The sequence below is a fragment of the uncultured Ruminococcus sp. genome (assembly GCF_937915125.1).
GTDB lineage: Bacteria > Bacillota > Clostridia > Oscillospirales > Ruminococcaceae > Ruminococcus_C.
On the sequence record NZ_CALDMP010000013.1, the window covers coordinates 1 to 15,782 of the forward strand.

Genomic DNA, 15,782 nt, shown 5'->3' on the forward strand with positions numbered 1-15,782 from the left:
TGCAAGCATATGACGTGCAAAGCCGTCAGGCGCTCTTTGTGCGGTGTTGCCTTAGGACACCTCTAAAATTGATTTGCGTACAAATACCCTTCTATCTCTTGCAAAATTACAAAAAATAGGGTATACTAAAACTACAGGCAAATTCAGAAAGGAGTGTTTCTCATGGCAGTGACAATACTGACAAAGGACAATTTCAAAAAAGAGGTCATGGAGGCATCGAAAAAGGTGCTGATCGACTTTTATGCGGACTGGTGCGGCCCCTGTCAGATGGTTTCCCCGGTGGTGGACGAGATCGCCGAAGAACAGTCGGATGTCCATGTCTGCAAAGTCAATGTGGACGAGCAGCGGGAACTGGCACAGGCGTTCGGGGTCTCCAGCATCCCTACCCTGGCAGTTGTGGAAAACGGCAAGCTGGTTCGCCACGCTGTAGGCGCAATGCCCAAGGAAAAGATTCTGGAAATGCTGAAATAAATACAAACCCGTCCGAGCAGTTTCTCGGACGGGTTTCTTTATTTGAAATGTGTTTTCTCTGAGCTTTTATCAAGTCTATGTTATTAATTTAAGGAGGGCTGTAAATGCAAGTACACTGTAATGTTTTTACTTCCTAACAGAACATTCCGCATATCGTACTAACACCTCATAGGCATCATCGGGCTCAATTCGATTGTTTTTATCTATATCACATAGATACGTATTGACAAATCGCGATTTTCCAACTGATTGAGACGCATAGCTTAATAAAATTTGATATGCATCATCCAATTCATAAGAGAATCCATTTCCATTCGCATCACCAATTTCAATCAAGTTATCATATATTCCGTCTTTGTCTAAGTCGAGATAGAAATTTTCATGTTCTTCTTCTGTGTCATAAGTGACAAGAACTTCAGATTCTTCCGTATATATGCGAAAAGAAGTGCCCTTGATGCTGTTTCCAGTTGTTTCTTCTGCATAACTGCAATCAAAAATGTACTGAGCATCTCCAGAAATAGGTGAATTACCAGAAATTAAAACACCTCGTTCTTGTTTGGAAAGCGTTAAGGTGTGCTCTGGCGATAAAACACCAATATAGTCAAACCAGTTAGCAGGGCTATAATTGCATGTTTCTGTATCATATGCTAGATACAAGGTTGAAGTAAATTGCTGTTCACCTTTGTTCGTTAACGAAACAGATTGACTTGACATATCTGCTGTATATTTTTCAGCATCGAATGCATCATAGCGAGAAATATAGGTATCTCCAGAAATTCTAAGATCTACTATTTCCGGCTCAGATAATTCCTGTTCAATATGAAATGCGTCTCCTTCTAAATAATAAACAGTATTTGAAAAATCATATTCCGCAGCTTCTGACCCATCTATTGAAATTTTCAATCCCTCTGCATTACCGTGAAACAGTCTGCATTGTACAATATTTGATGTTTCTGTAGCGTCAAGTATTGTTTCAGAATACGGTGCTTTATAAAGGAGTAAATCTGCATTGTTTGTCACTAATGTAAAGCTTGCCCCAGTTTCAGAACCAAGTTCATAGATTGGAATATAAAATTGTTTAGTCTCAGAATTAATATAAATGCATTGTTCATCTCGAAAAGGAATGTGATCTTCTTCGGCACTAACACAATTACTGTCATAAGTCAGAATACATGTATCATATGAAGTTCCGTTCCAATCCCAATTTCCTGTTGTCATTCCCAATCCGGTCACCGCATGAGAGATGCTTTCATCCTGGAAACTAATTAAAAAATACTCGCTTTTTTCCTGACATTGTTTTGCACAATCCAGAAGCTGTTCCACTTTTTCTGCATCAGAATAAGTACTGTTTAATCCGGCACTGTATTGGACGGGTTTGTGTGCTTGTACCAGAGAATATGCAGCAATCAAATCATCCACATCTTCTGTCAATGGAATATCATATAGCGTTTTTGCATCCGCATAAATATCACTTGGAGAAAGAATTCCATTATGAACCAAAACTGTTAATGCAGCAATCCCAAAACAGCACCCCGAATTTGTTAGATTTTCGAATTTGTATTCATAATACATAAACCGTTCAGTTGCCGTAAGATTTTTCGTGTAATTCTCAAGTACAACTTCGGCTCTGTTTGTTGTAGTATCATAAATATGATTCGGAAAGGAAAAAGTATCTGTACCTAATCCATGAGAGACAGCTAGTTGTTTTAATGCACTGTCTTCCACAGCAGTTTCTTGGAAAATAGGAATTTCTGTGTCTATTATATCATATTCCGCTGCGAAAATTGTATCTGTTAGACTTTTAGCAATGCCCGTGAAAAACAAAGTAATTGCAGAGATACATGCAATCATTTTTTTCATTAGAAAATTCCTTTCAAAAATCATGTTTTTTGTTGCATAGAATAGTTAAAAAGTTCTTTCTTCTCCAATATACCAGCCAGATACATTATAATTCTTTCCTATACTCGTGCAAGTATAGTAGTAAAGAATCTGATAAACATCAGATAAAGACTGCAAGTCGCAATCAAAGAGTCTGTAATTTTCATCACCGTCAGCAGCTATTGCATATCGTACTCTTGTAAAACCATATTTTTGAGGATCTGACAATACATCAAGACCGTCCAAATAATAATATGAAGAGGAACCATACCGCTTTAACTCCCCATTTTTTTGTGCAATAGCAAATGCATTGCGAGCGATATAAGCATCATCTGCTGTAATATTTCCATCGCCATTTACATCTCCAATCGTGTACTCCACGGTCTCAGCGTAAGAAGATATGCCACTTTCATTATAATTTGTCAGAGAACCTTTTCGGAATTCCGCATCCTCAACAGCAATGGATGCTGTATTGTTTACATAAACAGTTGCCAAGACGCCGTCTGCATTGCAAATACTTGATGCAATGCTGGTAATAGCTACATTTCCACCTTCCTGTGCAGCGACTACAGTAGAATCTCCACATACATTTCCAACAGAAACAATGGGCATTCCACTCGCATCAGACAATAAAGAAGTATTTACATTCAGTTTAATCTCCGAAATATCAAAACCAGTATTGTTCTGAATTTCAAGAGAGATTGCTTTTGCGCCTTCAGGAATAATTGTTCCATCAGCAGTTGCAATTGCTTCTGTTACAGTACTAGTCGTGATATTCACTGCATTTGTCTCTGCTGAAGCACTTACAACAAGAGCACCATTAGAGCCTAAAATTGTTGCAGCTGTTAACGCTGCTGCTATTTTCTTCATTTTCATATAATATCCATCCTTTTTTAAATAAATAATACCCCCCCATAAAAATGGGGGGGTGGCAGGGGCACCAAGAATCGAACTCGGGACACGCGGTTTTGGAGACCGCTGCTCTACCAGCTGAGCTATACCCCTATTTGTATGCTTTTGAAGCAGAGAACCTGCAACGTCATATATTATATCACAAAAAAAAACCCTTGTCAACTGCTTTTTGCAATTTTTTTCTTTTTACCAGGAAATTTTCCAGAAACAAAGAGGGAATCGCCTTTCCGGAGAAAAACGCCTGCCGACCTGAAAAAAGTGCCGAAAAATCCCCGCCCTGTCACAGGTTCTGACAAAAGCCGACAGCGGAATATGCTATAATAAAATTGCCGGATCAGCCATACGCAATGATACATAGGCAATACCGCACAAAGATTGTGCGTCAGATGTACTCTACGAGCATAAACTTTGTCAGATTTTTCGTCAGATGAAACAAAAAGCGCAGTGAATACTTTGTGTATTCACGAGCATTTTTGTGAAATATGACGGAAAAGATGCAAGCATATGACGTGCAAAGCCGTCAGGCGCTCTTTGTGCGGTGTTGCCCATAGAAAAAAGGAGGGTTTCAGATGCAGCAGATCTTAAAACGAATTGCACGTGAGAATCAGGTTTCCGTGGAGGAGATCCGAGAGGAAATCGCGGCGGCGATCCAGGAGGGGATGTACTGTCCCGATCCAGTGGTACGGCAGGCGTGGAATGCCATTCCCAGCAAGGAGGAGATCCCCACACCGGAGGAGGTGATCGCCTTTCTGGCTGTACAGATCGCAGCAGAGCAAGCTGCCCGCTCTGCCTCGACACCCTTTGAACTTGCGGTGAAATAAGCGCATGTACAAGTTCTCATACATCATCCTCAAAAAATCGGCTTAACAAAAGAAAATGCAGTCATTGCCTGTGAAAAACCGCATTTGAACCCCAAAAGGGCAAATGCGGTTTTGTATTTTTTATCCAACCAGAATCTGCCGCAGCACCGTGAGATCCATACCGTTCACCACACCATTCTGCTGTAGATCTGCACATGCCGCCTGTTCCCGGGAAAGCTTCTCATTCCCCAGAAGATATTGCAGCAGCAGTACCATGTCCGCCAGCGTGGTCTCGCCGTCACCGTTAATATCTCCTGCCGTGTCAGTGCCGCCGGGAACAATCCATGCGCCTGCATCTGCAATGAGACAAAGCATTTTTATGGTATCCCCATAGTACACGTCATCGCCGTATTCCAGAATGCATTCCCGGAGGGCATTCTCCCAATCGTTATTCTCACCGCACTTTGCTGCAATGAGAAAAGGTGCCGTAAAGCACAGGTCGTTGTAATCCTGAGTCGCCTGTCCCTCAAGGGTGTACCCTGCCCGGATCTCCCAGGGGTCGCCGCCGGTATCGCTCACAATAAAGGCATTCATGGCATCCAGGCATTTTTTCGCCGTTGCATTGCCGTTCACCAGATAGTCCATGCCAATGCGCCACGGTGTGCGGCAGCTGTTATAGGCATACTGCCCATCTGTCACATCTTCCAGAAAATTTTCCGGCGCCGGCATATAGCCGCCGTTTCCGTCGGGAATCAGGAAATCTGGCAGCAGTCCTGTTCCGTACTGTTCCACTACGCTGTCAATGATGGCATTGGTGCTGTCGTAGACGTTCAGCCAGTTGTCATCTCCGGTAACCTGGGCGAAAACCGGATAATATTGCAGGAGAAAATCCGAGGAACGGGTTGCGCCGTAATATTGGTCACCCTCTTCCTCCCAGTATGCCCAGTCTCCCAGATTGATGGTCCAGGTGGTGTGGTTCACTTCGTACTCCATAATATCACAGATGACAGAAATCGCCATATCCCGGTAGTTGTATGCACCGTCACTGCCCCATACCGTGTCGGCAAGGAGCAGCGCATAGGCAATGTCCATATCACCGTCAGAGGCGGAATCTGCGCCGGCTTCTTCCACCAGCGCCGAGCCGTTGTCGCTCTGCTGCCACGCCATGAGATGTGTTCCAATCTCGCTGGTGTGCGCCTGGTAATACCGCACCATGCCGTCGAACAGCTCCTGTGCCTGGGGGTCATATGCCGCCATGGATGCCGTAATGAGCATTCCATAGCCGTGGGCTTCGGAAACAGTCACCGGCACAGAGCCATTTCCGCTGTAGTGTTCGTCACTATAGTACACATAATATTGCGTCTCGTCCGTAACGTAGGTATCCTGTACAAGATAGCGTGCTTTCCAGTTGTCGTAGAACTGGGTCATATTCGCTGTCCGGTCGGTATCCGTCCGGGCTGCGGCGGTGATATCCAGGGGCAGCTGCAATACGGCAAGTGCCGCTGCGGCGGCGATCCATCTGTGGTATATTTTCATGCTGTCTTTCCCTTTCTGAAAAGTCGGCGGGTTCGTCTGCTTTCAGTATACCATATTCTCCGGCAAATGTCCATAAGGCAACACCGCACAAAGAGCGCCTGGCGGTTTTGTGCGGTATTGCCATAAGAATTTGGGGAAATTTCAAAGAAATACAGTTGCCAAAGACGGAGAGATGTGATATACTAGAGAAAATATCGTAGATTTTTGTTGCATGCATAACCCCTCAGTCACGGCTGCGCCGTGCCAGCTCCCCTTTCAAGAGAGCCTATATTCAGCCTCCCTTGAAAGGGGAGGAGGACCGCCGACAGGCGGTGGAGGGGTACACCGCCAAATACAATCTACACAAAGAAAGGACGTTTTCTCATGACAAATATCCCAAAAATGAAAGTCGGCATTGTTGCCGTGAGCCGGGACTGTTTCCCGGAGAGCCTTTCGGTGAACCGGAGAAAGGCACTGGTGGATGCCTACACGAAAAAGTATGACGCTGCGGACATTTACGAGTGCCCGGTATGTATCGTGGAGAGCGAGATCCACATGGTGCAGGCGCTGGACGATCTGAAAAAAGCCGGCTGCAATGCTTTGTGCGTTTATCTGGGGAACTTCGGCCCGGAGATCGCCGAGACCCTGCTGGCGAAGCACTTCGACGGCCCGAAAATGTTCTGCGCCGCTGCGGAGGAAAACACCGGCGTATTGTCATGCAGCCGTGGCGATGCCTACTGCGGTATGCTCAACGCCAGCTATAATCTGAAGCTCCGGGGCGTAAAAGCGTACATCCCGGAATATCCCGTGGGCACGGCAGAAGAATGCGCCGACATGATTCACGAATTTCTGCCCATTGCCCGTGCGGTCTATGGTCTGAACCATCTGAAAATCATCAGCTTCGGCCCTCGTCCTCTGAATTTCCTGGCATGTAACGCTCCCATTCAGCAGCTGTACAATCTGGGCGTGGAGATCGAGGAAAACTCCGAGCTGGATCTGTTCGAAGCATTCCACAAACACGAAGGTGACCCCCGTATCCCTGAGGTGGTCAAGGATATGGAGGCAGAACTGGGTGACGGCAACAAGAAGCCGGATATCCTGCCGAAGCTGGCACAGTATGAACTGACTCTCCTGGACTGGATCGAGGAGCACAGAGGCTATCGGGAGTATGTGGCAATTGCCGGAAAGTGCTGGCCGGCATTCCAGACCCAGTTCGGTTTTGTACCCTGTTATGTAAACAGCCGTCTCACAGGCAGAGGCATTCCCGTTTCCTGCGAGGTGGATATTTACGGCGCACTGAGCGAATTTATCGGCACCGTAGTCAGCGAGGATGCAGTAACACTGCTGGATATCAACAACACTGTGCCCAGAGATCTGTATGAGAGCGAAATTGCCGGGAAATTCCCCTATACTCTGACAGATACCTTTATGGGCTTCCACTGCGGCAACACCACTACCAAGAAGCTGTCCTTCTGCGAGATGAAGTATCAGCTCATCATGGCACGGAGCCTCCCGGAGGAAGTGACCCAGGGCACACTGGAAGGCGACATTGTACCGGGTGATATTACCTTCTTCCGTCTCCAGTCCACAGCCGATGCCAAGCTGAATGCTTACATCGCACAGGGTGAGGTACTTCCGGCGGCAACACATTCCTTCGGCGCCATCGGCGTTTTCGCCATTCCGGAAATGGCACGGTTCTACCGCCATGTGCTCATCCAGAATAACTTCCCCCACCACGGCGCAGTGGCATTCGGTCACCACGGCAAGGCGATTTATGAAGTGTTCAAGTATCTGGGCGTAGATGTGACGCAGATCGGCTACAATCAGCCCAAGGGCGTGCGCTATCCCACGGAGAATCCCTTTGCATAAACAGAATATGGTAAAACACAGCAGGCGTACATCGGTAGATGTGCGCCTGTTTTGTAGAAATATTGCAATGGCAATACCGCACAAAGATTGTGCGTCAGATGCGCCGTCAGATTTTTCGTCAGATGAAACAAAAAGCGCAGTGAATACTTTGTGTATTCACGAGCATTTTTGTGAAATGTGACGGAAAAGATGCAAGCATATGACGTGCAAAGCCGTCAGGCGCTCTTTGTGCGGTGTTGCCCAATATTTTCCTTGACAGTTCCGGTAAAAACGGGTATACTATAAAAGAACCTCACCGCCTCGTGATCCGGGCGGTGATTTTTTACAGGGAGAGGTGTGCCATGGAAAAAGCCATATGTTTTACGGGACATCGTACCATCCCGAAGCAGTTTCTCCCGGAGGTGCTTCGGGAATTGCAGCGCATCCTGGAAACAGCCATTTCCAACGGCTTTGTGGATTTCTACACCGGCGGTGCTGTGGGCTGGGATACCTATTGTGCCCAGCTGGTGCTGGATCTCCGGGAGGACTATCCGGGAATCGCACTGCATCTGGTGCTCCCCTGTTCCCGGGAGGAACAGACGGCGCGCTGGACACCGGAACAGCGCCTTGCCTATGACTGCATCTATGCGGCGGCAGATTCCCGGGAGTTTGTCTCTGAGGAATATACCAAAACCTGCATGCGCCGGCGGAACAAGCGGCTGGTGGATCTGGCGGACTGCTGTATCTGCTACTGCCAGGAGCCGGACGGCAGAACCGGCACTGCACAGACTGTGCGCATGGCAAGACAAAAGGGTATCCCTGTCATTAACCTTTGTACAAAACATCATGAAATACATAATGCATAATTCAAGAGAGAAGTGCAGATATTATAATGATGCATTGATAAGAGGTGTTTGATATGATTTATACTGTGACCTGCAATCCATCCCTGGACTATCGCATGGAGCTGGGGCAGCTGAAGCCCGGCGAAACGAACCGTGCCGATGCAGTGGGACTTCTCGCCGGTGGAAAAGGACTGAACGTGTCTGTGGTGCTCCACCATCTTGGCATGGAAACCACTGCCCTGGGCTTTGTGGCAGGATTCGTGGGGGATGAAATCGAACTGTGCATGGAAAAAAGCGGCTGTCACTGCCGGTTTATCCATCTGGAGGACGGCTGCTCCCGAATCAATGTGAAGCTCCGGGGCACCGATAAGACCACGGAGCTGAACGCACCCGGTCCGGATATTTCCGCCGCCGCACAGGACGAACTGCTGCGCCAGCTGACGGAAATGGTACCGGGAGATGTGCTGATCCTCGCCGGAAGTGTGCCGCCGTCCATGCCGAAAACGGTCTATGCAAACTGGATGGAACGGCTGCGGGATGCCGGGCTGGATATTATCGTGGATGCAACAGGGGATACGCTGCTCCAGGCACTGCCGCACCGTCCGTTTCTGGTGAAACCCAATCACCACGAACTGGGGGATCTCTTCGGCGTAAAGATCGAAAGCCGGGAGGATGCCGCCGCATATGGCAAAAAGCTTCTGGAACAGGGTGCCCGGAATGTGCTTGTCTCCATGTCCAGTCAGGGTGCTGTGCTCTGTACAGAGGATGGGCAGGTGCTGGTGCAGGATGCCGCTTCGGGCACGGTGGTCAACGATGTGGGCGCCGGAGATTCCATGATCGCCGGCTTCATGACCGGATGGATGCAGACTCACGACTACAGCAAGGCGCTCCATCTGGGCGCAGCGGCAGGTGCGGCAAGTGCCTTTTCTGAGAATCTTGCCACTATGGAAGAAATCCAGGCAGTGCAGAAAATTCTGCCTCTGCCGCAGAAAATGCAGTAAGAAATACCACCGCCTTTGATGCGATTCAGAGGCGGTGGTTTGCATTTCAAGCAGATTGGAAACCAGTTCCCGCCTAGACGCCATCTGTCCATCGTCCGGCAGGAAACACAAATCCGGCGTATTTTTTCGCGAAAAAATATACTTTCTTGTAGAAATTGCTTTATTTCGCTTGACGATGCTTTTTCTATGCATTATAATAGGTAATGGCTGGATTTTGCAACATTCCAGTTCATGACTCATAGGCAATACCGCACAAAGATTGTGCGTCAGATGCGCAGTCAGATTTTTCGTCAGATGAAACAAAAAGCGCAGTGAATACTTTGTGTATTCACGAGCATTTTTGTGAAATATGACGGAAAATATGCAAGCATATGACGTGCAAAGCCGTCAGGCGCTCTTTGTGCGGTGTTGCCCATAATAAAAAATGGAGGAAAAAGAAGATGCGGGAGAAGAGGAAAACAATGAGAGGTCTTGCGCTCTTGTCGGCAGGAGTCCTGGCGATGATGAGCATGACTGCTGGCGCATTCAGTGCGTCTGCACTGCCGGAGATCGTGGACAGCCCGGAGCAGCTTGTGGAAGCGACAAGCACTTATATCGGCAATGTACAGTGCGAGATCGTGGAAACAGAAGAGGACGGCACCCTGGATATGCGTATCACAGGGCTCAAGGACACGACAGCCACCTCAGTGGAATTTCCCACAGAAGTGGAAACAGATGATGGAACGGTTCATGTGAAGTATGTTTCCGTGAGCATAAATGCTTTCAGCGGCTGCGCACAGCTGGAGTCCGTTGACCTGCCGGATACCGTTCAGACACTGGAAGAGGATCCGTATTTCTCAAACGGTGCATTCAAGAACTGCACAGCGCTTACAAGCGTAACACTGCCCGAGGGAATTACGATGATTCCTGGGTATACTTTTGAGGGCTGCACATCCCTGACCAGCGTCAATATCCCGGACAGCGTCACAGAAATCAGAGAGAATGCTTTTAGAAACACCGCCATTCTAAATAACCAGGTGGAAGAAAACGGCGAGGAATCCATTGTAAAATACGTGGGCAATTGGGCAGTTACAGTGAAAGGCAGCCGCAGCGATGATGAAAAGGATATTGTGATCAAAGACGGAACTGTAGGCGTTGCGAACAGCTGTTTCAACAATATCAACTCCGTTCAGCTGCCGGACAGTCTTTTGTATATCGGTGACTCTGCTTTCAGCAACGCAATACTTTGCTATAACTTCTATACAGAGATCACCCTGCCGGAGGGACTGAAAACGATCGGTGCACATGCATTTGAAAGCTGCAGATTGACTTCTCTTACGATCCCGGGAAGTGTGGAATCGATTGGAACAAGAGCTTTCCGTTCTAGCAAAATTGAGACTCTGACCATTGAGCCGGGCGTGAAGGAGATTCATACAGATGCTTTCTACGACTGCACCAATCTGACTACTATCACCATTGGAGATGGTCTGGAGACATTGGGGAATAATGTGTTCAATGGTAACACCGCACTGACAGATGTCACCATCGGCGAGGGACTCACAACCCTTCCGGAAAATACTTTTCTGGGCTGCACATTCCTGAGCAGTATTGACCTGCCGGACAGTCTGACTTTCATTGACAGTTCCGCATTTACCAATTCCGGCTTGCAGGACAACACCCTGTCCAAGCTGAAATATGCGGACAACTGGGTCATCGGCTACAATTCCAACAATCAGAACGAAACCGAAATGACCGTCAAGAACGGCACAGTGGGCATTGCTGCATCTGCATTGTCTGGTCTGAAGAGTCTGGAGACACTGAACCTGCCGGAAGGGCTGCGGTATATCAATGACAATGCAGTTGTCAACAGCAACAGCCTTGTGAATATGACCCTGCCGGAAACGCTGGAAGAGATCGGTCCCAGAGCATTCCAGAACAGCGGTCTTACAGAAGTAACTATCCCGGAGAGCGTGACTTCCATCGGACAAGAGGCGTTTTATGGCAGCGATGCAGAGCGTATCACCGTTCTGAACCCGGACTGCGAGATCTATGATGTACGCAATACCCTGAGAGGCACCATTTACGGCTATAACGTTTCCACTGCTCATACCTATGCGGATACCTATGGTCTGGAGTTCGTCGCATTGGATGCAGAGGAGACGACGACTACGGAAGAGACCACTACCACGACAGAGGAAACAACGACTACAACAACAGAAGCAACCACTACAACGGAAGCAACTACGACAACGACAGAAGCTACCACCACTGAAACAACAACTGAGACCGTAGAAACCACCACGGACACCACGACAACAACACAAACCACATCTGCCACAACCGCGGAAACCACTGATACCACCGCTGACACCACGACAACAAATATCACCACCACAACGGGCACAGAAACCACAGAACCGGAGCTGGAAACCGGCGATCTGAACGGAGACGGTACCATAACCGCAGACGATGCTTATCTGGTACTGGTTGCCTATGCCCAGGCTTCTGTAGGCAGTGCCTCCGACCTCAGCGAAGCACAGAATGCGGCAGCAGATGTCAACCATGACGGCAAGATCGACGCCGACGATGCATATCTGGTCCTGGTATTCTATGCAAAATCCTCTGTAGGCATTGATGTGACATGGGAATCCCTCCTGGGCTGATCCTGTAATGTTACATAAGGCAATACCGCACAAAGATTGTGCGTCAGATGTACTCTACGAGCATAAACTTTGTCAGATTTTTCGTCAGATGAAACAAAAAGCGCAGTGAATACTTTGTGTATTCACGAGCATTTTTGTGAAATATGACGGAAAAGATGCAAGCATATGACGTGCAAAGCTGTCAGGCGCTCTTTGTGCGGTGTTGCCATAAATAAAAACAAACACCAAAGGAACACACATCCCGTGCCGTTCCTTTGGTGTTTTTTGTTTTTCGAAGCCGTCTTGTTTTTACCAGATACCCAGCACATGCTGCATTGCCAGGCTGACGCCGGTGATGGCGACCCAGCAGCAGAAGCCCTGGAGAATGGGCTTTCCGCCGGTTCTCACCAGCTTCACAATATCCGTATTATATCCAATAGCAGCCATTGCCAGTACAATAAAGAATTTGCTCAGTTCTTTCAGACCGCCGAAAATGCTGTTTGCCGTCTCCAACGCACCGCCGGACAGCAGGAGATTCACCAGGGTCGTTACAACGGATGCCAGCACGAAGTACAGGATAAACATGGGGAAAATCTTCTTGAAGCTGACGCCGGAAGTGCCGGCTGCACCGGCTTTTTTCTCTTTGCGCATCCGCACCAGCGCCAGTACCAGGGTAATGGGAATAATGGCAAGAGTACGTGTCAGTTTTACAATCGTAGCACCCTCCAGCACAGCGCCGCCGGTCTTGTGCAGAGAGTCCCAGGTGGAAGCCGCCGCTGTCACCGAAGAGGTATCATTGACCGCAGTTCCGGCGAAAAGGGCAAAGCCGTCGTCAGACAGTCCGATCATGCCGCCCAGGGTGGGGAATACCACTGCCGCAATGACATTGAACAGGAAGATAACCGAAATAGACTGCGCCACTTCTGCATCATCTGCATCAATGACCGGTGCAGTGGCGGCAATTGCCGAGCCGCCGCAGATGGACGAACCCACACCCACCAGCGTTGCCGTCTTGGACGGAATCCGCAGAAGCTTGCACAGCAGGAACGAAACAATGAGAGAGGTGGCAATGGTGGAGAGAATGATGGGCAGGGATGTGGCACCCACCTTTGCGATGGTGGACAGGTTCAGCCCGAAGCCCAGAAGTACCACGGCACATTGCAGCACTGCCTTGGCGCAGAAGCCGATCCCTGCCTGTGCCCTGTGCTTGTCCCGCCAGAAAATGGTGGCGATCATGCCGGCGAGAATGGCAATGACCGGTGCGCCGACGATTTCCAGCGCCGGAACCAGCTTCACCAGCAGCCATGCCGGAACGGCAATGAGCAGACATACACCGATCCCCGGCGCAAATTTTGACAACCATGCTTTCATATGAAACCTCCATAAATAATGGGCATCTCTAAAAACCTCGAATCCGTCAGATGCGCCGCAGATGATGGGTGAGCGGGTTTTTAGAGGTGACCTAATACTAATCCCGCAGGGACTTGCTCTATCAGTCCTATTATATGCAATCTCCCTGGGTTTGTCAAGGCTATCTCCTACTTTTTAATAGGAATTTATGGGAATTTACAATGCCGCAAAAAGCGCACATCCGGTATGTCCTCCGGGTGTGCGCTTTTGCATGGGAGTATGTGATGTTTCTGTGAAACGAGATGTTGTTAACGACAAACGCCGTAGGCGTCAATTCTTCGCCCAGAGAACAGTATCTTTCAGGCAGTATACCTCCTGTACCTGCTCCGGGTCTACGGGCTGGCTGAAGGTAATGGTGAGGGTGCACTTGCGGCTGGATTCCGCAGCATCCGCCTGATTGTTATCGCTGGAATACGTGACACTGCCCCATGCTCTTTCATATTCCCCGAATTCCAGGGGCTCTGTAATGGTGCCGTCTGTCAGCTGCACGTGACCTCTGGCATACAGTTCGGCGTTTTCTGCATTAGAGCCCACATAAGTGGTCACAAAGGACGGCAACGGCTCGCCCACATCCCAGGTGAATTCTGCACACCATGGATTCAGTGTCATTTCCATGGGTGTCTGTTCCCCGGTCTTGGCGTCTGTATAGATAAAGCTGTCCGTAAGCGGTTCCGTCTTGGGATACTCCAGGGCAAAATCCACGGTAATGCTGCCCTCTGTCAGAACATCGTCCTTTAAGACAAACTGCTGGCATTCCGGGTTTTCTTCCCCGTTGTAGTCGATGCCCTCCTGAATGCAGACAAAGTTTTCCCAGACACGCTGCTCTTCTTCCGCAGTGAGCGCCCGCCTCTGGTTGATATCTGCACCGCTGAATCCCAGCCAGTTCCGGATGTCACGCATATCATATGTCCGATCCGGACAGCCATAGCCGTAATCAAAATAAAAAGCATTCCCATTTTCATCGGAATCTCTTGCTTTCAAGAATGTACCGCTGTCATAGTGGAATCGGAATCCCGGCTGCACATCAACGCTGAAATTCATCTTTTGAATGCAGTACAGATGACCATTGTCTGACGGGTCATAGTTCCAGCTGGGGGAGCAGCTGCCGCTAAAGCCATCCAGATCGGCAGCTTTGTCGTAGTCTACCATACCCCAGCCCCCGGTTGATGTAAATTTTTCCGGCAGCGTAAAGCCGTTTTCGCCGGTAAATTCCAGTACCACGGTTACCGACCGGCTGTCCCCGAACACACCGGCAACTTTGCAGTCAATGGCATCGCAGGTATCGGTAATCTCTGCCTCGGGTACGGCGTACAATTCCTCCAGAGTCTCGGGATATTCTGCATCTTTTCCGAATGCGATCTGAAATAGTTCCCGGAATCCGCCGGTTGCGGCTGCGGCTGTGATCGCCGTACCGCTGAGAAGCAGTGCCGCTGCTGTGAAAATTGCCGGCACTCTGCCAAATCTCCAGCACCGCTGGGCAGCGGTTTCACTTTCGGATTCCATATCCAGCTGTTCCATGACGCTGGAGCGAACATTTTTTCTGGAAAGCCGCAGGGTTTTCCGCAGCTTCGGCATGTGCTGCTTTGTCATATCCAGGTGAGAAAATATCTCAGATAAATTCCATTTGCTCATAACCATATCCCCTTTCTGTAAAAATCTGGCGCAGTTTATTTCTGCTCCGATGCATTCTGGTTTTTACGGTTGCCTCTTTCATATGCATTTCTCCGGCGATCTCCCGCACGGTCTGGTAATAGTAGTAATACCGGATGAGGATCTCTCTGTCCTGCGCCGGAAGCTCGTCCAGTGTCTCCTGCAAGATCTCCGCCATCTCCGCCTGTTCCGTCTGGGCGGAAATATCCGTGTCGTCTGCTATGATCAGATCCTCCAGCGGCTCTGTCTCTATGCGCCGTTTCCGGATCCGGTTGAGTGCCTTGGAGCGTGCAATGCCGGCGAGATAGCCCGTGAGATTCTCCGTGCGTATCTCCGGTGCGTGCTCCCACAGTGCAATGAACACATCTGCTGTGAGCTCCTCCACGTCCTCCTGGGTCGCCTGATTTCGCAGGATATTGCGGATAATGGTGCCCACATAGTTGGTATACCGTGCCATGACACGCTCCAGCGCCTTTCGGTCATGCTGTTTCAGTTGCTCCAGCAGCTTTTCATCCTTGGTGCGGCTGCACTTTTTCTCCTGCAGCCCGGCTGCCGGGTAAAGCTCCAGTGTGCTGACATCCTGCATATGGATCGATCCTCCTTTCTGTTGTGATCACGGCCGTTCACTTAGATAGACACGGAAAAAGGGCGTTTGGTTTCATCAAAAGAAAAATTTAAGGCAACACCGCACAAAGAATGTACGATATTGCCTTAGGGGAATTATATCACAAAAGTGATTTTACGTCAAATAGATACGATGGAACATCGCCAGACCATCTGCACAAAAACGGCTCCGTTTCTGAGAAACAGGGCCGTCTTTGGGAAATACCG

Annotated in this window: 12 protein-coding genes and 1 tRNA gene; 6 read left to right on the forward strand and 7 right to left on the reverse strand. The window is 48.9% G+C overall.

The genetic code is table 11. The features are described from left to right. Positions 1–162: 162 nt before the first annotated feature. A complete protein-coding gene (gene trxA / locus Q0418_RS01065) occupies positions 163–471 on the forward strand; it encodes a thioredoxin (RefSeq protein ID WP_298481693.1) in 309 nt (102 codons plus the stop codon). A 126-nt stretch (positions 472–597) separates the two neighbouring features. On the opposite strand, the gene Q0418_RS01070 is transcribed toward trxA, so the two are convergent. From Q0418_RS01070 to Q0418_RS01080, 3 genes are all read right to left on the reverse strand, one after another. After that, the gene (locus Q0418_RS01070; protein ID WP_298481694.1) at positions 598–2,331 is read right to left on the reverse strand and encodes a hypothetical protein; all 1,734 of its coding nucleotides are present in this window, start codon (positions 2,329–2,331) and stop codon (positions 598–600) included. Between the two features lie 45 nt (positions 2,332–2,376). Next, positions 2,377–3,225, reverse strand: a complete 849-nt coding sequence (locus Q0418_RS01075) for a hypothetical protein (protein WP_298481695.1) — start codon at positions 3,223–3,225, stop codon at positions 2,377–2,379. A gap of 53 nt (positions 3,226–3,278) precedes the next feature. After that, positions 3,279–3,354, reverse strand: a tRNA-Trp gene (locus Q0418_RS01080). 476 nt (positions 3,355–3,830) lie between these two features. On the opposite strand from Q0418_RS01080, the gene Q0418_RS01085 reads away from it, so the two are divergent. Next, positions 3,831–4,082 carry a hypothetical protein gene (locus Q0418_RS01085; protein ID WP_298481696.1) on the forward strand — a complete coding sequence of 84 codons (252 nt, stop codon included), beginning with the start codon at positions 3,831–3,833 and terminating at the stop codon, positions 4,080–4,082. 120 nt (positions 4,083–4,202) lie between these two features. Here the strand turns inward: Q0418_RS01085 and Q0418_RS01090 are convergent, their stop codons facing one another. After that, a complete protein-coding gene (locus tag Q0418_RS01090; RefSeq protein ID WP_298481697.1) occupies positions 4,203–5,597 on the reverse strand; it encodes a glycosyl hydrolase family 8 in 1,395 nt (464 codons plus the stop codon). A 363-nt stretch (positions 5,598–5,960) separates the two neighbouring features. Here Q0418_RS01090 and Q0418_RS01095 point away from each other — a divergent pair, with 363 nt between their 5' ends. The 4 genes from Q0418_RS01095 (at position 5,961) to Q0418_RS01110 (ending at position 11,912) form a co-directional block, all read left to right on the forward strand. Then, entirely contained in the window at positions 5,961–7,445 is a 1,485-nt protein-coding gene (locus tag Q0418_RS01095) for an L-fucose/L-arabinose isomerase family protein (RefSeq protein WP_298481698.1), read from the forward strand. Positions 7,446–7,786: 341 nt separating this feature from the next. Continuing rightward, positions 7,787–8,290: an SLOG family protein gene (locus tag Q0418_RS01100; protein ID WP_298481699.1), complete on the forward strand. Its 504-nt coding sequence runs from the start codon at positions 7,787–7,789 to the stop codon at positions 8,288–8,290. Between the two features lie 53 nt (positions 8,291–8,343). Next, positions 8,344–9,270 carry a 1-phosphofructokinase gene (pfkB, locus tag Q0418_RS01105; protein WP_298481700.1) on the forward strand — a complete coding sequence of 309 codons (927 nt, stop codon included), beginning with the start codon at positions 8,344–8,346 and terminating at the stop codon, positions 9,268–9,270. A 461-nt stretch (positions 9,271–9,731) separates the two neighbouring features. Then, a complete protein-coding gene (locus Q0418_RS01110) occupies positions 9,732–11,912 on the forward strand; it encodes a leucine-rich repeat protein (protein ID WP_298481701.1) in 2,181 nt (726 codons plus the stop codon). Positions 11,913–12,200: 288 nt separating this feature from the next. Here the strand turns inward: Q0418_RS01110 and Q0418_RS01115 are convergent, their stop codons facing one another. The 3 genes from Q0418_RS01115 to Q0418_RS01125 all read right to left on the reverse strand — a co-directional run bounded on the left by Q0418_RS01115 (position 12,201) and on the right by Q0418_RS01125 (position 15,537). Beyond that, on the reverse strand, positions 12,201–13,262 hold the full coding sequence (locus Q0418_RS01115) for a YeiH family protein (RefSeq protein WP_298481702.1): 1,062 nt from the start codon (positions 13,260–13,262) through the stop codon (positions 12,201–12,203). Positions 13,263–13,571: 309 nt separating this feature from the next. Then, on the reverse strand, positions 13,572–14,933 hold the full coding sequence (locus Q0418_RS01120) for a hypothetical protein (RefSeq protein ID WP_298481703.1): 1,362 nt from the start codon (positions 14,931–14,933) through the stop codon (positions 13,572–13,574). Next, positions 14,911–15,537 (reverse strand): RNA polymerase sigma factor, encoded by a 627-nt coding sequence (locus tag Q0418_RS01125; RefSeq protein WP_298481704.1) that lies wholly within the window; start codon positions 15,535–15,537, stop codon positions 14,911–14,913. The genes Q0418_RS01120 and Q0418_RS01125 overlap by 23 nt, the downstream gene beginning before the upstream one ends. Positions 15,538–15,782 lie beyond the last annotated feature (245 nt).